The sequence below is a fragment of the Paenibacillus sp. S25 genome (assembly GCF_019454085.1).
GTDB lineage: Bacteria > Bacillota > Bacilli > Paenibacillales > Paenibacillaceae > Paenibacillus > Paenibacillus polymyxa_B.
Genome location: NZ_CP073683.1, coordinates 807,663 through 825,515 on the forward strand (window position 1 = coordinate 807,663; position 17,853 = coordinate 825,515).

The 17,853-nt window shown below is 47.8% G+C and carries 14 protein-coding genes and 1 riboswitch; of the genes, 11 read left to right on the top strand and 3 right to left on the bottom strand.

Going from position 1 to position 17,853, the window contains the following annotated elements:
- Positions 1–157: 157 nt before the first annotated feature.
- Positions 158–901, top strand: a complete 744-nt coding sequence (locus KAI37_RS03605; protein WP_071639527.1) for an IclR family transcriptional regulator — start codon at positions 158–160, stop codon at positions 899–901.
- A 155-nt stretch (positions 902–1,056) separates the two neighbouring features.
- A riboswitch (TPP riboswitch) is annotated at positions 1,057–1,169 on the top strand.
- Positions 1,170–1,356: 187 nt separating this feature from the next.
- Complete coding sequence (thiC, locus tag KAI37_RS03610; protein ID WP_258383040.1) at positions 1,357–3,201, top strand: phosphomethylpyrimidine synthase ThiC; 1,845 nt, start codon at positions 1,357–1,359, stop codon at positions 3,199–3,201.
- A 123-nt stretch (positions 3,202–3,324) separates the two neighbouring features.
- On the opposite strand, the gene KAI37_RS03615 is transcribed toward thiC, so the two are convergent.
- Complete coding sequence (locus KAI37_RS03615) at positions 3,325–3,477, bottom strand: hypothetical protein (RefSeq protein WP_010348453.1); 153 nt, start codon at positions 3,475–3,477, stop codon at positions 3,325–3,327.
- Positions 3,478–3,984: 507 nt separating this feature from the next.
- On the opposite strand from KAI37_RS03615, the gene KAI37_RS03620 reads away from it, so the two are divergent.
- Positions 3,985–4,821 (top strand): YitT family protein, encoded by an 837-nt coding sequence (locus KAI37_RS03620; RefSeq protein ID WP_023987004.1) that lies wholly within the window; start codon positions 3,985–3,987, stop codon positions 4,819–4,821.
- Between the two features lie 171 nt (positions 4,822–4,992).
- On the opposite strand, the gene acnA is transcribed toward KAI37_RS03620, so the two are convergent.
- On the bottom strand, positions 4,993–7,704 hold the full coding sequence (acnA, locus tag KAI37_RS03625) for an aconitate hydratase AcnA (protein WP_220030735.1): 2,712 nt from the start codon (positions 7,702–7,704) through the stop codon (positions 4,993–4,995).
- A gap of 420 nt (positions 7,705–8,124) precedes the next feature.
- Between acnA and KAI37_RS03630 the strand changes: the two genes are divergently transcribed.
- The 8 genes from KAI37_RS03630 to KAI37_RS03665 all read left to right on the top strand — a co-directional run bounded on the left by KAI37_RS03630 (position 8,125) and on the right by KAI37_RS03665 (position 16,559).
- Entirely contained in the window at positions 8,125–9,120 is a 996-nt protein-coding gene (locus KAI37_RS03630) for an amidase domain-containing protein (protein ID WP_023987006.1), read from the top strand.
- A gap of 72 nt (positions 9,121–9,192) precedes the next feature.
- Complete coding sequence (locus KAI37_RS03635) at positions 9,193–10,281, top strand: D-alanine--D-alanine ligase (RefSeq protein WP_220030736.1); 1,089 nt, start codon at positions 9,193–9,195, stop codon at positions 10,279–10,281.
- A gap of 101 nt (positions 10,282–10,382) precedes the next feature.
- The gene (locus KAI37_RS03640; RefSeq protein WP_023987008.1) at positions 10,383–10,706 is read left to right on the top strand and encodes a hypothetical protein; all 324 of its coding nucleotides are present in this window, start codon (positions 10,383–10,385) and stop codon (positions 10,704–10,706) included.
- 138 nt (positions 10,707–10,844) lie between these two features.
- Complete coding sequence (uvsE, locus tag KAI37_RS03645; protein ID WP_076293116.1) at positions 10,845–11,846, top strand: UV DNA damage repair endonuclease UvsE; 1,002 nt, start codon at positions 10,845–10,847, stop codon at positions 11,844–11,846.
- Between the two features lie 174 nt (positions 11,847–12,020).
- Positions 12,021–12,887, top strand: a complete 867-nt coding sequence (locus KAI37_RS03650) for an inositol monophosphatase family protein (RefSeq protein WP_023987010.1) — start codon at positions 12,021–12,023, stop codon at positions 12,885–12,887.
- A 37-nt stretch (positions 12,888–12,924) separates the two neighbouring features.
- Entirely contained in the window at positions 12,925–13,167 is a 243-nt protein-coding gene (locus tag KAI37_RS03655; RefSeq protein WP_076293115.1) for a hypothetical protein, read from the top strand.
- Between the two features lie 124 nt (positions 13,168–13,291).
- Positions 13,292–15,022, top strand: a complete 1,731-nt coding sequence (locus KAI37_RS03660; RefSeq protein ID WP_258383041.1) for a sensor histidine kinase — start codon at positions 13,292–13,294, stop codon at positions 15,020–15,022.
- The gene (locus tag KAI37_RS03665) at positions 15,000–16,559 is read left to right on the top strand and encodes a response regulator transcription factor (RefSeq protein ID WP_076293113.1); all 1,560 of its coding nucleotides are present in this window, start codon (positions 15,000–15,002) and stop codon (positions 16,557–16,559) included. Before KAI37_RS03660 ends, KAI37_RS03665 begins: the two co-directional genes overlap by 23 nt.
- Positions 16,560–17,059: 500 nt before the next feature.
- Here the strand turns inward: KAI37_RS03665 and KAI37_RS03670 are convergent, their stop codons facing one another.
- Positions 17,060–17,515: a hypothetical protein gene (locus KAI37_RS03670; RefSeq protein ID WP_220030737.1), complete on the bottom strand. Its 456-nt coding sequence runs from the start codon at positions 17,513–17,515 to the stop codon at positions 17,060–17,062.
- Between the last annotated feature and the right edge of the window lie 338 nt (positions 17,516–17,853).

Genomic DNA, 17,853 nt, shown 5'->3' on the forward strand with positions numbered 1-17,853 from the left:
GTAAAAATGATGCAAAGAATTGTCGATGTTTGTTCTCGTTCTGTAATATGGTTGTCACAAAAACATCGGTTTACAGTAGCCGCGACTATTCTATATAATTTATGTAACCATGTTTCATAGTGTGAAACGAATATGGATACAAGAGGAGCGGTTCACGATGGAAGACCGTAAATTAACCGTTCGCGCTGTAGAGCGTGCACTTGATATACTGCTGTGTTTTACCGCAGATTCGGATCTTGGCCTGACGGAGATTGCCTCCAAAATTGGTCTACATAAAAGCACGGTTCATCGGCTGCTGACTACGTTGGAGGATCGGGGCTTTGTCGTTCGGAATGCCGAAACGGAAAAATATCGACTTGGCTTCCGCATTTGGGAGCTATCCACGCATTTGTCCCAAAGTGACGAGCCGGCGGTGTTGTTACAGCCTGCAATGGAAGGATTACGTGACCGTTTGGGCGAGACGGTCAGCTTGTACTTACGGGACGGCAGCATGCGTATTCGCATACAAGCCGTGCAGAGCAATCAGGCGATTCGCAGGGTCGCGCCTGTAGGTGCGCGTATGCCGCTTGCTGTAGGGGCCTCCAGCAAGGTGCTGGCAGCCTTTATGCCGCCGCAGGAGCTGGAAGCTCTGCTAAGCGGGGATGAATGGCCGCCCTCGGTAGACCCGGAGGTCTATAAAGCCCAGCTACAGGACATCCGCGAGAAGGGCTATGCGACCAGCTATGAAGAACGGGAGCCAGGGGCTGCTGCTGTGGCTGCGCCAATTGTAAACCGGAAGGGACAGGTCACTGCGGCTTTATCTGTATCCGGTCCGGTCAGTCGGCTTGCACCCGAGACGCTACATGACTTTGCTCCGATTTTGATTGAAGCGGCGAAGGAAATGGGGCTTATGCTTCCGTAACAAGAATGAACACAGTTGAAGCAAGCAGAGTGATTTGATGGGGAGTGTCTCCTTGGTAAAGTGAACCTAGAAGGGTTGCCAAAGCTATAAATTTAAAGTAGTCTGGTAAGGATGGCGGGATGTCTGTTATAGCCGCCTCATGTGAATAGAAGTATCACAGTTACTGGGGGAGCCTGTAATGCCGGGCTGAGATGGAATCGTGCAAGATTCCGGACCCTTTGCACCTGATCTGGATCATACCAGCGTAGGGAAGTAATCGGCCAATGAAATGTATACGCGGCTGCTGTCTACGGTGACGCATTGGAATAGGATTATTCCACATGCGTACTGTCTGGATAGCTGCCTCGTTAGATTAGCCGGTTCCCTAGGGAACCGGCTTTTTTGCATAGATCAGCGCCACCCTGGGAATGGTTCCGGATCGGTGTGTCATTTCATCGAAACGGGAGGAATGGACAATGAAGCCGACAGAAGCAGAAGGAACAAAAGGAACAGAATTGAAATCAAACGAAGTAAGATTGGTAGGAACAAAAGAAGTTGAGGTAGAGAAGACAAACGGGGATCAAGCCAATGGGGTAACGCCCTTTCCAGGGAGCCGTAAGGTATATATTCAAGGCTCACGGCCGGACATTGCCGTGCCAGAGCGCGAAATTGCTCTTCATCCTACACATACGCCGCAGGGCACGGAGCATCATGAGCCATTGCGTGTATATGATACAAGCGGTCCCATGACTGACGAAGCCTATCAGGTCGATATCCGTCAGGGCCTGCCTCCATTACGGCGAGCTTGGGCACTGGAACGGGGCGATGTGGAGGCTTACGAGGGACGCGCTGTACAGCCGGAGGATAATGGACTGAAAACTGGCTTCAAACGGGAGACAGTGGAATTTCCCGGCGTGACCAACCGTCCGCTTCGTGCTTCGCAAGGTCGTACAGTGACACAAATGCATTATGCGCGGCAAGGGATCATTACGCCAGAAATGGAATTTGCGGCGATCCGCGAAGGGGTGGAGCCTGAGTTTGTACGGCAGGAGTTGGCGGCTGGACGAGCCATCTTGCCTTCGAATATCAATCACCCGGAAAGTGAGCCAATGGTCATTGGGCGTCATTTTCACGTGAAGATCAATGCGAACATTGGCAATTCTGCGGTTACCTCCTCCATCGAGGAGGAAGTGGAGAAAATGACCTGGGCTGTGCGTTGGGGCTCGGATACAGTTATGGACCTGTCCACAGGCCGTAATATCCATACAACACGTGAATGGATCATTCGGAATTCTCCTGTACCAATTGGGACTGTGCCGCTCTATCAGGCACTTGAAAAGGTGAACGGCGAAGCAGAAGCGCTGACGTGGGAGCTGTATCGCGATACGCTGATTGAGCAGGCGGAGCAGGGAGTGGACTATTTTACAATTCATGCGGGTGTATTGCTGCGGTATATACCGATGACGGCGAATAGAATGACGGGAATTGTATCCCGTGGCGGGTCGATCATGGCAGCCTGGTGCCTTGCGCACCATCAGGAGAATTTTTTGTATACACATTTTGAAGAAATCTGCGAAATTATGAGAGCCTATGATGTGGCCTTTTCTCTCGGGGATGGTCTACGTCCAGGTAGTATCTATGATGCGAATGATGAAGCACAGTTTGCAGAGCTGGAAACGTTGGGCGAGCTAACGCAAATCGCATGGAAGCATGATGTTCAGGTCATGATTGAAGGGCCAGGACATGTCCCTATGCATAAAATCAAAGAGAATGTGGATTTACAAATGGAGATTTGTAAGGAAGCTCCTTTCTATACCTTGGGGCCGCTCACGACGGATATTGCCCCCGGATATGATCATATTACTTCAGCCATCGGGGCGGCGATGATCGGTTGGTTCGGGACGTCCATGCTGTGCTATGTTACGCCTAAGGAGCATTTGGGTCTGCCCAATAAGGATGATGTCCGCGAGGGTGTCATTACCTACAAAATTGCGGCACATGCTGCCGATCTGGCGAAGGGTCATCCACGGGCGCAGCAGCGGGATGATGCTTTGTCCAAGGCACGCTTTGAGTTCCGCTGGCGGGACCAGTTCAATCTGTCGCTTGATCCCGAGCGGGCCCTGTCCTACCATGATGAAACACTACCGGCAGAGGGCGCCAAGGAAGCACATTTTTGCTCAATGTGTGGCCCCAAATTTTGTAGTATGCGTATCACGCAGGACATTCGCGCCTATGCAGCGGATAAGGGGCTGAACACTCAAGAAGCAGTAGCTGCCGGGATGCGTGAGAAGGCAGAGCAGTATCGGGATGGAGGTCAGTAAAACGAACGTGTGAGTTTAGGAACACATGAATTAAAAAAAGCCGTGGTTCTCTACAGTCGATGTAGGAAACTACGGCTTTTTAGCTTATGTAAAGCGGGATCATGCAACCGGATAAACGGCGCCTTATTTTTTACCCATTTTTTCATTCAAAATGTCCTGAAAGCTGAGCTTCTTCTCCGAGCTATCTTCTTTCTTCTGCATACTCACCGCGTTGGCACGTTGGTATTGGTGGTGAAAGGGCATCAGGGTGTGGACGGTTAAGTTCATTGTATTCATGTAGGTCATTCCTCCAATTCCATATTGTCAAATTCAGATTGAGTTGCTTAGGACGTCTGTATAGGACTATTTGTATGTACTTGATGTCGTAATGCTAAGTAGGTTGCTTGGTAATGTTTCAATCATTATACCCACATTTTTTCAAAGTAAAACGCTTTTGACATAAAACAGGAAGATGGTCATATGTGTCCAAAATGTCGATTAGGAGGATGGTCGTTTTAGAGGAAAATGTGCCTAGGTCTAAAACAAGGGCTAGAGGCCCGTTTTCTTAGTTTAGTAGTCGGGATTGTGTTTTTTTGTCGAATAACCTTGTAAAAGGAGAATTTTTGCGAAATCCAAGTCAGGATTGAGGCAGTCTGGTGGCGAATTAAAGTGTCAAAGTTGTATTGACTTTATGTTTGGTAGTAGATACCATGAACTGGTTGTCAGCGTATTTTGACAACAAGAGTCAGCCAATCCATCTGGCGATTCATCCTTTGAAATGTTAGAGAAAGGATTAGAGCATATATGAAAAAAAGTATTGCAGATATCGCATTTATTATTCTGGGTGCGTTTTTTTTCGCGCTAGCTGTTAATCTGTTTGTGATCCCGAATGAGTTTGGCGAGGGCGGCGTTACAGGGGTCACGATCATCCTGTACTACCTGTTTCAGTGGTCTCCCTCGATCGTTAATCTGGTGATTAATGGCTTGCTGTTGATTGTCGGATATAAATTTTTGGACAAGAGAACGACCCTGTACACTATAATTGCGGTCGCTTTTAACTCGCTGTTTTTACATTTAACGGTCAACTGGCGGATTGATTCGCATGAGCCGACGATTAATGCTGTATTTGCCGGAGTTTTGGTGGGGGTCGGCATTGGCTTAATTGTACGGGTAGGTGGCACTACGGCGGGAACGGTCATTTTAGCCCGAATTGCCAACAAGTATCTGGATTGGAATATCAGTTATGGCCTGCTGTTTTTTGATTTGATTGTCGCGTTCTCTTCCTATTTTATTATTGGTCCAGAAAAATTGATGCTAACTATCGTTATTTTGTACGTTGGTACGAAGGTGATGGACTTCATGATCGAAGGACTAAACCCTAAAAAAGCGGTCATGATCATTTCGGAGCACCAAGATAAAATTGCTGAGATGGTTATTACGAAAATGGATCGTGGAGTTACCGTCCTGTCAGGCCACGGCTATTACACTAAAAATCCAAAAGAAGTGCTGTATATCGTCATTAGTAAACAAGAGGTGTCAGCGCTTAAAAAGATAGTGAAAGCCATCGACACAGCAGCATTTATCACCATTCATGACGTGCGGGACGTGTTTGGAGAGGGATTTTTGGATATTTCGAAGTAACTCGCTTGCGAAGGTAAGGTTATAGGAGAACACAGTTGGAGCCGGTCCTGAGAGGATCGGCTTTTTTTGTCCTATTTTTTTACTTTATATAGGGTCTCATACAGATAAAAAAACACCCCCGAACCGCAGATGAATCTGCACTCGGGGGTTCTGCATGTATAATGTTACATATTAAGCTTGAATCATTTGACGCAATACGGTTTGCAGAATACCACCGTTGTGGTAGTAGTCGATATCGACAGTACTGTCCAGACGGGCAATTACCGGGAATTCGAACTTCGTGCCATCCTCGCGTTTAGCTACAACCGTAAGCTCTTGACCCGGCTTCACGTCATTGTCGATGCCAAGAATGTCAAACGTTTCACGACCGTTCAGACCCAAGCTGGACCAGCCATAGCCTTCCTGGAATTGCAGAGGCAGTACACCCATGCCGACCAGGTTACTGCGGTGAATCCGCTCGAAGCTTTCGGCAATGACAGCCTTAACGCCCAGCAGAAGCGTACCTTTGGCCGCCCAGTCACGAGAGCTGCCTGTGCCGTATTCCTTACCAGCAATGACGATCAGGTTCTGATCGGCTGCCTGATATTTCATGGATGCATCATAGATGGACATTTCCTCATCCGTTGGCAAGTATTTGGTCACGCCGCCCTCGGTGCCTGGAGCCACATTGTTGCGGATACGGATGTTGGCGAATGTACCGCGCATCATGACCTCGTGGTTACCACGACGGGAGCCGTAGGAGTTGAAGTCCTTGCGTTCCACACCATGCTCTTTCAAGTACAGTCCTGCCGGGCTGGAAGGGGCGATGTTGCCTGCTGGTGAGATATGGTCTGTCGTGACCGAATCATTCAACAGGGCAAGCACACGGGCATTACGGATTTCCTTGATATCTTGTACGCCATCCTGAAGTTTTTCAAAGAATGGTGGATTTTGAATATAAGTTGATTTTTCATCCCATTCATATAGTTCGCCTTCAGGAACCGGAATGGAGTTCCATTTTTCGTTAGCAGTAAATACATTTTCGTATTTGCGGCGGAACATATCCGGGCTAAGAGACAGGCTGATCGCTTCCTTGATTTCCTCAGAAGTAGGCCAAATGTCTTTGAGGTAGACTGGCTGATTGTCCTGATCGTAACCGAGCGGATCGTTCACCAAATCAATGTTCACTGTGCCTGCCAGCGCATAAGCGACAACCAGTGGCGGTGAGCCGAGATAATTGGCTTTGACCTGAGCATGCACACGGCCTTCAAAGTTCCGGTTGCCGGAAATAACTGCGCCAACCGTCAAATCATTGTCTGTGATGGCTTGACTCACTTCGTCAGGAAGTGGGCCGGAGTTACCGATACAGGTCGCACAGCCGTAACCTGCCACATGGAAGCCGAGGGCTTCGAGCGGTCCGATTAATCCGGCTTTTTGCAGGTATTCCGTCACGACGAGGGAGCCTGGTGTCAAGCTTGTTTTAACATAGCCCGGCTTTTTGAGCCCGCGCTGCACTGCTTTTTTGGCCAGCAAGCCCGCACCGAGCATAACGCTTGGATTGGAGGTATTCGTGCAGCTTGTGATAGCTGCAATAACGACTGCTCCTGTACCCAACTCGCTGGTGGAGCCGTCCGGATGGGTGAGCGGAATCTTCTGTGCGATTTTTTCATCGCTCAGTCCATAGCCACCTTTGTCCACTGGGGTACGGATAATGCCTTCAAAGGTTTCTTTCATGCGGCTAAGCTCAACACGGTCCTGCGGACGTTTGGGTCCGGCGAGACTCGGTACAACCGAAGCCAGATCCAGCTCAATCGTATCGCTGAACACAGGGTCCGGCGTATCGGATGTGCGGAACATGCCTTGCGCCTTGTAATATTCCTCTACGAGGCTTACTTGCTCATCGGAACGTCCGGTGCTGCGCAGGTAGGCCAGCGTTTCCGCATCGACCGGGAAGAAGCCAATCGTTGCGCCGTATTCCGGTGCCATGTTGGCAACCGTCGCGCGGTCAGCCAAGCTGATGTTAGCCAGACCAGGCCCGTAAAATTCTACGAATTTGCCGACTACGCCTTTTTTACGCAGCATTTGCGTTACAGTGAGCGCGAGATCGGTGGCGGTAGAGCCTTCCGTCAGACTGCCTGTCAGCTTGAAGCCAATCACATCGGGAGTGACAAAATACAGCGGTTGCCCCAGCATACCCGCCTCTGCCTCAATCCCGCCGACACCCCAGCCAACAACACCCAGGCCGTTAATCATTGTGGTATGGGAGTCTGTTCCCACGAGGGAATCCGGGAAGACGACCGTTTCGCCGTCAATGGTTTTGGTGGCGGCCACGGAGGCGAGATACTCCAGATTGACCTGATGGACGATACCGGTGGATGGCGGAACGGCCCGGAAGTTGTTGAACGCCGTTTGCGCCCAACGCAGAAAACGGTACCGCTCCTCGTTGCGTTCAAACTCTACATTAATATTGTAATCCAGCGCGTCACTGGTACCGAAAGCATCGACCATGACCGAATGGTCGATAACGAGATCGACAGGAACGAGTGGATTGATTTGTTTCGGATCACCGCCCGCTTTTTTCACTGTATCACGCATGGCTGCCAAATCGACAACCACCGGGACGCCGGTAAAATCCTGTAGCACGATGCGTGCAGGAATGAATGGAATCTCCTTGTTGGTGTCCCGATCTTCAGCCCAGCCTGTCAGCTGCTGTACATGTTCATCTGTAATGGCGCGTCCGTCAAATTGGCGAACCGCAGCTTCCAGCAACACTTTAATGGAGAAAGGCAGCTTGGCAACACCGCTCTTTCCTTGTTCCTCCAGTGCCTTAAGACTATAGTAGCGATAAGGCTTACCGTTAACTTCGAGACTACGGGCAATGGAGAATTGATCTTTTCCTGACATAAGTATTACCTCCTTGAAGTGGATGCTTGGGGGAAAATAGGGATGTCGTTTTTTCGACGTCTTGCACAGTTGGTTTAAATTGGTTGCGTTCTCAATTACATCTTCAGTGGTTCATTACGTGTTAGAGGTTGCGATCAATGTAATTTGTTTCATTAGATGAAACGTGATTTCAAAATGATTGCTTTTGGATTAAGTATACCGTTTTCAGGCAGTTCCGTAAAGTTTTTTTGGCCTAAAAGATACATTGCAGATTGGAAAATAAAACGTTCCGCTCCCTCGCGTTTCGATGTTCATACCAAGCTTTAGAGATTCATACTTATAGATAGAGAGCATATCAGACCAGAGATGCAAGAATGGAAGTTATACATCATTCCGGTTATCCCCGGAAAAGGATAGCGGGACGAATATGGAGGGATAGGGATGGGGGAGCGGGAATGGAAACAGGCCCTTTTTGCTTACGTGAATCAATACAATCGCAGTGAGGTGAATGGTGTACCGCAGCCGGATGAGTATCTGGAGGTGGGTCAGCGGATGGAACGAGCAGCACGTGCGGCCAGATTGGAGCAGTGGTACAACGAACGGGATGCTGTTCCCCTACGCAGCGAGACACGCGCCAAGCCGCTACGAATGGTGCAGGATACCCCCGATGAGGCTGTGGTAGATGTACAACTGCATGTCCGACTCTTTTATGAGAAGGGCGGGATGACTCACCGGGAGGATCGGATTGAACGGGAGCGTCTGACGTTCACACGCGAGGGTGAAGCCTGGCAGGTAGCGAGAATTGAGCGCGATCCGGCAGAAAGGAAGCCAGCGGGGGGAGAGGTTCCTTTTGAACAGGCTTCGTTTAATCAAGGAGGGAATCTGCCGCTGCTGAATCGCGGTGTGCTGGGCTTTGGTTCATCAGCACGTCCCAGCCGATATCGCCGCGAAGAAGCAGCAGCCTATGCAGATCAGTGGTGGGATAGCTTCAATCCGGAGTTTGAAGGTTTTGATGTGGATTGCACCAATTATATCTCGCAATGCCTCTTTGCAGGGGGAGCACCGATCCACTATACTGGTAAAAGAGAATCGGGCTGGTGGTATAAAGGACGGGTCGCCGGACGTGAGCTGTGGAGCTATAGTTGGGCGGTCTCCAACAGCCTAGAGCGGTATTTGGGCTCCAGCTCATGGGGGTTGACCGCTGAGCAGGTGAGTCGCCCAGAGCAGCTCATGCTGGGGGACGTCATTTTTTACGATTGGGATGGTGACGGAACCTTCCAGCACAGCACGGTGGTAACGGCCTTTGATGCGGGTGGCATGCCGCTAGTCAATGCACATACGGTAAGCTCCAGACATCGTTATTGGGACTATAAAAATTCGTATGCGTGGACGGACAACACGGTATATCGCTTTTATCACATCGCCGACTATTTTTAAATGAGATGATGGATAACAGGTACAGTGATGCAAATCAGTCACATGACGAAAGCAGGAAAGCGGAGGATAGGCATGGCAAATCAAAAATTGACCGTAGGGCTGGTGTACGGTGGCAAATCGGGCGAACATGAGGTTTCGCTGCAAACGGCGTATGCGGTAATGAACGCTTTTAACTATGAGAAATACGAGATTATTCCTTTTTATATTACGAAGGCTGGCGATTGGCGTAGAGGGGCGCTATTAAACGCTCCTCTGGCTTCTGTAGAGCAATTGAAGCTGGAACGCGCAGAGGGTGGCACCAAGGCGGCATTAGATACGTTGTTCGGCAAGCTGTACGGAGAGCAGTCGCTGGATGTGCTGTTTCCGTTGCTGCACGGCACCTTTGGTGAGGACGGAACGATTCAGGGTCTGTTCGAAATGGCGGATATGCCCTATGTCGGTGCAGGAGTGCTGGCTTCGGCAGCAGGTATGGATAAAGGCGTCATGAAGAAGCTGTTTGAGCATGCAGGATTGCCGCAAGTGAAATACTGTTATTTTAATAGTACACAGTGGGCCCAAACCAGTCATGATCTGGTACGTACCATGGAAACCGAGTTAGGTTATCCTTGCTTTGTCAAACCGGCCAATCTGGGATCAAGTGTCGGTATTTCCAAAGCCAGCAACCGAGAAGAACTGGAAAAGGCTGTAGATCTGGCTTTGCAATTTGACCTGAAGGTGATTGTCGAGGAGTATGTCGATGCCCGTGAGATTGAGGTCAGCGTACTTGGCAATGACGAGCCGATTGCCTCTGTACCGGGTGAAATTGTATCGTCGAGTGATTATTACGATTACGCTGCCAAATATACGGATGGCCAATCGCAAATGCTTATTCCAGCACCGTTGGATGAGGAAGTGGCAGATCGTATTCGTGAAGCCGCATTGCAAGCGTTCCGCGCTCTGGAAGGCTGCGGGATTTCCCGTGCCGATTTCTTCGTCAGACGCTCGGACGGACATATCCTTATTAATGAAGTGAATACAATGCCTGGTTTTACACCGTTCAGTATGTATCCATTGCTGTGGAGAGAAACTGGCGTATCCTATGCAAGTCTACTGGACCGCATGATTGCTCTTGCACTGGAGCGTTATGAGCGCAGGTCTGCGTTGCACTACGAGAACTCATAAACGAAACAAAGGGGAGCTGATCACTCTCCTTTTTGTTCATATAAATGGCATATCTTTGAGCACAACACTAAACCCTTAATCATGAAAGGTGGCGGCTACACATGGGCTTTCAAACTGAATTTAACTCAGTGTGCAAATTCAAGAGCGAACAAGAACTTTACGAACTCCTGGAATACGGACGTGGCAAAATGGTTAAATCCGGGCTGCGCGTGTTTCCGACAGGCCAGAAGGTCATCGCTTACAGCGTGGATAACGTGGCAGTAGCCATCGTGCAGATTGTGGGCTGTATCGCCGAAATTAATTTCCAGGGCGATGAAGTGACCGAAGTTGAAATGATTCTCATTCGTAAGCTGAATGAAGAGGAAGCGAGAATTCAGACCGCATTGGCGGATGAAATGTTTTTTGGAGCACAGCAGCAATCCTAGCTGTTTCCTTCTTGCAATTTGTACGATAACACCGAATCAGCAGGTGCTTTTCCGGGTATGATCAGTAGAAAAGGGTTTTAGGTCACAGAACGAAAGCGGCCTTACCATCTAATGCGACTGCTGAAAGGAAGACACCCTATGATCGTAAGGTTCGGTTATGTAGCCATGTCGGTTACCGTGCAAAATGCATCCCCCTCCAAAACCATGACAATGGCCAGCTTTAACAAGATTGGAGACCGAGAAGCTGCGATCCGCAAGCTAGAAAGGATAGCAGCCGAAAATCTCCATAATACTTTGAGGCTGCTGCGCCATAATCGCGCGAGTGATGTCCAGGTCTATCGTTTCTCATCCAAGCTGATTCCGCTCGCGACCCATCAGGATCTGCGGGATTGGGACCCGTTTCAGGCACTTGCTGCTGACTTTGCAGAGGTAGGGAACTATGTCAAGGCGAATAGGATGAGGGTATCGTTTCACCCTGATCATTTTACAGTGTTAAGCACTCCCCGTCCTGAGGTGTTGGAGAGCTCCATTAATGATCTGAAGTACCACAAAGCGATGTTGGAGGCCATGGGGCTCGGTGCCGAAGCCAAGAACAACATTCATATTGGTGGTGCATACGGAGATAAGGTGACCTCAGGTCAGCGTTTTGTAGAGCAGGTTAGTGCGCTGGATCTTTCGTTAAGAGAACGGTTAACGCTGGAAAATGATGATAAAACGTTCAATGCGGTGGAAACGCTGGAGGCTTGCAAATTGACGGGGTTGCCGATGGTTCTCGATATTCATCATCAATGGGTGAATAATGAGGGGGAAAAGCCGTGGGAGCTATGGCCGGATATTTTGGATACCTGGAAAGGGGAATTGGCCCAAGCCGGATCTTCTGTTGATCATCCATTGCCGCCCAAAATCCATGCGTCCAGTCCCAAAAGTGAAAAAGATCCCCGGGGCCATGCGGACGGTGTTCTAGTGGAGCCGTTGCTTACCTTTTTGCGCAATATTGCCGGATATACGGATCGGATTGATGTCATGCTTGAAGCCAAGCTTAAGGATGAAGCGTTATTCGGATTGATGAATGAACTGCACCTTCAGGAAGGCAATGGGGTTAAAGTGCTGGATGGGGCTTCCGTAGAAATTATGCCTTAGAAAGTGGAATTTCGCGGATAAAGCTCCCATTTAGAGAAACTTTATGCAGTTTATTGTGTATACTAGAATGTGTAAACTAGCAAACTTGTACTGAAACAGAGATGGTTAAGAGACTGTGCTGTAGGGCAGATTCGTAAACCACGTAACAATGATATAGAAAGTAGAGTGAACACGTTGAACGAACATGAAAACGAAAAGGTTCCCTATATCGTATCAGGAAAAAGCTATACTGCCGTGGCTATTAACGCGGCATCCAAAGCCGGGGAATGGATTAAGAGCAGACTGGGAACTGTTGAACATTTGAATACCAAACAGTCTCCTACGGATCTAGTGACCGAGGTAGATAAAGGTGCAGAGCAGATGATTCGCAGACTGATTCTGACCCATTTTCCCGATCATGCCATTTTGGGTGAAGAGAGTGTAGAGCCGGGAGCCGAAGCTTCGGCTCGTGCATTAGAGGCTGCCCGTGAAGAGGAATATTTATGGATTATTGATCCGGTAGATGGCACTACCAATTTTGTACACAGTCTGCCGTATTACAGTGTGTCTATTGCCTTGGCTCATCGTGGAGAGGTGATTGTCGGGGTCATTTATGATCCGTCCCGTGATGAAATGTTTGTAGCGGAAAAAGGAAAAGGCGCGTATGTACATGGCAATCGCATGCAAGCATCGAGAGAAGAAACACTGGGAGATAGTCTGGTCTGCATTGGCTTCCCACCGGACCGTACGTATGCACAACCGCTAAATATGAAAATTACGCAGGTTCTTACACCTCAAGTACGTGGTATTCGTGCGCTGGGCTCGGCAGCATTGCATCTGGCTTATGTAGCGTCAGGACGGCTGTCGGCTTATTGCGAAATTGGTTTAAATGCGTGGGATGTAGCAGCGGGCGCTTTGCTGGTACAGGAATCAGGCGGTACCATCACCGATACATTGGGCAGACCTTATGACCTGAGTGTACGGCATATTGCAGCTACGAATACAGCTATTCATTCTCAACTTATTCAAGTGCTGAAAGAAGCAGACGCAACCGGGTTATAATTCTACGTAGACCATCATCCTGAAGGAGGAAATCGCGATGAGCCAATCCGAAGAATTGGAACGCCAGCTCAGTGAACTGCTGACGGAAGGCGAAATTCGTGAGAATGAGGCCAAAAAGCGGGAACGGCTCAGCCCTAAATATGAGGTGCGGGTTCAGACTCATATCGATCCCATTGTTGAGGAGACGCGTAAATACCGGAGTATGGCACGTGAACTTGATGACCGATACGACGAATATATGAGCAAGGCGGACAAATCGAAACCAACCGATCAACGCTAAGCAAATACAAATACCTCTTGCCGAATGACCAAGGCATGGGGTATTTTGTATGTTATAAAGGAGGCGACATTCACTGATTACCTACTTTAAAAGCGCTTACAAAAATGCTGGAATCCATCATAAAATGGTACTACTGATTACGGTACTTATGCTGGTTAATTTTGCAGTTGTTGCAGTCATACTTAAGTACGTATTTCATATTTATGATAATCAAATGTACAAAAAAACATCCGAAGTACTCAATATTTCTTCAATCGGTATAGAAAATGAGCTGAAAGATGTAGAAAAAGTTACTTTCAAGGTAACAACGGACGAGCAGCTTCAACGTTATTTGCTGCAATTGGAAAAGGAAACGTCACCTTATGCCAAAATGGTGCTGCGTAAAAAAATAACGAATAGGCTCGTCGCCTTTGCCGGCTCTGAGACCTATGTCTATTCTATGATAGTGATCGATAAAGAGGGACAGGTCATGAGTGCGGGCAACCGCGAAGGTATTCCCCAAGAACTTCGATCCACCCTGTCGGAGCTGGCAGACGAACATGACGGTTCCAATGCATGGTATGCGGCAGGCCATTCCTCCTTGCTGGCAGCTCGGCAGTTCAAATCCTTTACCGATTCCAATTTTACACTGAATGGGCTCGGAACGCTTGCGATTCGTGTGCGAATTGACCGGATTGTAGCAGATCGTGTGCAGACCTCCGGCCGTGACGGACAACTGATGATTACAGATGGAAGGCGGATGATTTATCCCGAAACACCACTTTTGAGTGAGAGTGATATTCAGGCCGAGCTTGGCCGGAAGCAGCCTTACGGGATTGCGACCTACTCAGGAGGAACCTTTTTCGCTGCTCAAATCAAATCCTCTTATACGGGTTGGACGTATTTGCATATGACCCCCTTCGATGATATGTTTCGCAGCATTACGATCATTAAAGAATTTGTAAGCGCTATTTTTGTAATTATGCTTCTTATTGCATTGGCATTGGGAGCTAGGTTGTCAGGCAGCATTACCAAACCGATCGTTCAACTAATCCAGAACATGCGTAAAATAGAAAAAGGCGATCTCGACCGTTTGGAAGAAGAAGCACTTGGCGCGGTCCCCCTTTCCACACAGGACGAGGTAGGCTTGCTACATCGGACATATAAGAAAATGATTCGCCGCATTCGTGAGCTCATTAATGAGAATGTTGCCAAGCAGCTATTACTGCGGGAAACAGAGCTAAAGGCACTACAAGCACAGATTAATCCACATTTTTTATACAACACACTGGAATCCGTGAACTGGCTCGCCAAGGCCAATAAGCAGGATCGTATTTCAGAGATGGTGGAAGCACTTGCTTTTCTACTGCGTAGTGCGGTCAGTTTTGAAGAGCAGCTGATTCCGCTTCGAAAAGAACTGGATATTGTAAGGAGCTATGTAACGATCCAAACAACACGTTTTGATGAACGTCTCGTTTTCCATCTGGATGTCCCGGAAGAACTGATGGATGCGCAAATTCCGAAGCTAACGCTTCAGCCTTTGGTGGAGAATGCCATCCATTATGCGCTGGAGCCGCGAATTGAACCCTGTCGGATTGCTATTATTGCGAGAGAAAGCGAGGGGGCTCTATTTCTGCGAGTTGAAGATGACGGACCGGGAATGACGCCGGATTTCTTGGAAAAGCTGCGGAACGGGCAGGTCACGACTCGTGGGCAGGGCATTGGACTTACGAATATTCAGGAACGGATTAACCTGACATTTGGTACACCTTGGGGGATAGAGCTGCATAGCGAGTCAGGAACAGGAACGTCGATTCATGTCTGTATTCCATATGTGAAAGGGGATCAGGGTCGTGTACAAGGTGCTACTGGTTGATGATGAGCGTATGATTTTGGAAGGCATATCGCAGGTGGTTGATTGGGGAAAAGCGGGAACGAGATTGGTTGGTACGGCACGTAACGGGATTGAGGCTTATGATCAGATTCAGGCCAGCCCGCCTGACTTTGTGATTAGCGACATCTCTATGCCTGGATTGGACGGTATCGGACTGGTTGCCAAAACGACGGAGCACTTTCCAGACGTTCGTTTCATTCTGTTGTCTGGTTACAAAGATTTCGACTATGCCTGTCGGGCCATGCAATACGGGGTGAAGCACTACTTGTTGAAGCCATGCAATGAGCAGCAAATTCATGAGGCTCTGACCGAGTTGGGGCAGGAGCGGGAGGAGCAGAAAGAACGCAAGCAGTTTGTAAACCGGATGAAGCTAGATTTTCAGCGTATGCTGCCTCATGTGAAGGAACACTTTTTGAAGGAGTTTATTTCCTATAAAACTTACGGTAGCCGCGATATCGCATTTTATGAGCGGTTATTCGGACTTGAATTGCAAGATAAGCAGGTTCGAATGCTACTGCTGCGGGTGGAGGAATCCCATGAGCCGGAGCATTTGTTTGCATTGCAAAATATAGCGGCAGATTTAATGGATGATGTCTTGCTCAGTACGACCATGCAGGGGCAATTGCTCATTGTACTTGAAAGCGAGGACGATACGTCACGGTTTATGAAACAGATTGAAGCGGTACGTGCGACATTTCATCGCTTTTACAAGCTGGAGGTAACGGTCGCAGTTAGTGAGTCGGATAGTATGCAGCATTCACGGGGGATGTACCGGGAGACACTGCATTGCATGAATCACCGTTTTTACACCGGGGAGGGCAGTCTGATTACGAAGGAGGATTTAGCGGCTGAGGATACCCGGGAGATGGCAGATTTGGAGCTGGACGAGGAGAAGTTCGGTCTACTGATCAAGGCTGGAAATACGGTGGAGGTTGCACAGGAAGTGGATCGGTTGTTCGGTATTCTGTCCAGGATGAAGCTGGAAATTTCCGTGACCCGCTCCTATGTGCTTCAGCTCTATGCTGCTATGATCCGTATATGCCCTGAAGAAGAGCGTGCGGCGTTTACGAGCCGAATGGTGGTGCTGGCAGAGCAAAAAACGCTGGCATGTCTCAAATCTTTTGTACAAGAAGCTGCCGAACGAATGACCGCAATCTATTATAAAAGTAATGTGTATCGCCAATCTTCCACCGTTGATAAAATGATCACTATTATTGAGCAAAACTACAGAAAATCCGATTTGTCGCTGAACGGAGTGGCAAGTCAAATGCTGTATATGAATTCCGACTACTTAGGGAAGATTTTCAAAAAGGTGACAGGCGAAAACTTCTCCCACTACGTCAATCGTTATCGGATCGAACGTGCGGCTGAGCATATTCGGGAGACCGGAGACGTGAAGGTGTTTGAGCTGGCGGAATGGTTCGGCTTCGGTGGGAACGCGCAATATTTTAGCCAGGTGTTCAAAAAGTGGGCGGGTATGACGCCTTCCGAGTACATTAAATCACATGAACGGGGATGAGCGGGGCAAGTCTAGTTCTAACTTCCTTCCTAAAAAAAGAAAAAAGGAGCTCACGGCTCCCTTAAACTTTCAGGTATACATCATATTAACGTTAAAGTTTACACGTGGGACAATTTATACGCAGCTTGTTCATTAGTTGATTCTTCAAACCCAGGTTTGAAGCCCAAAGCAAGTACTACTTTCATTATAGTCTCCATAGAGGATACAGACGTTGAAGTTCCTAGTCTCGTCGCTTGGGCTCGAGTGATATTAGCTTTCTAAGCTACATCACGTTGTGTAAGGCAAGTTTTTTAAGTATGCGGACGATATAAAATAACAAGTGGATACTCAGATTTTATACCGTGAATTTTTGCGTTCTTGCAATACCTTCTCCCTTTGTTCTTTTGTTTTTTTTAGTAGCTCTGATTTTTCTACAAATGCTTCGTTAATACATTGTTCTAAACTATATAGCCATTTGTTTCTATAAATTAATGTTGCAAATATAAGCACCAAAGGTGCTATTATTTTAGATATTTCTCAAGGTGTGCATCTTGTAATTTACTTAATTCAGCATTGTAATTTGTTTTCTCTTTCTTCAACTCATCACTCAAATACTGTTCTTTCTCCTCAATACTATTCATATTTTGTAGCTTTTCTTTATGCAATATAACTATGTACTCATGGGTCCAATCTATTGTTTTAGAGAACTGTTGTAGATAAAAAGTTATTGGGGATAACGCAAATGTTAATATAAAGGAAGTAATGGCTAGAATCAAGGTAAGTTGTTGAGAAAACTTTACTTGTGATTTAATCCCCGCTCTCAAGTCCCTTATTTCTTCTATAGTAGCTTCATTAACCAGTTTTTTTCTAACCTTACGAAAGGTTTCAAGCGAGATGCTTCCCAGAGCCATAAAATGTCCGTTTGCACCGTACTCTAATCTGATATGTCTTCCAGCAGAACCAGCTTTGAATTTCATGTAATTCATCCTCCTTTTTATTATATATCGGTAGATTGTTAAGGAAGACAAAATGCCTAAAGCATAATATACCCATTTCCACTAATGGTTCAGAATAACGGCGGCTTATAAACGGAGTAGGTGGAATGGTGCTGTACAAGCGAAGCGGTCGCTTTTGTCCCCGGATTTCTACCTTGATCATATGCTTAATTCCAGAAATCCGGGGGCGGTGGCGATGGGAAGCACTATCCAACTGCGTAGTGGCACGATAAGAAACTTTTAAGTTCGGCTTATATAGGTACAAGCAAGCCCCTCTGTTTTTTAAACTTAGGAAATCTGATTTGTGTATTCCAATGTTT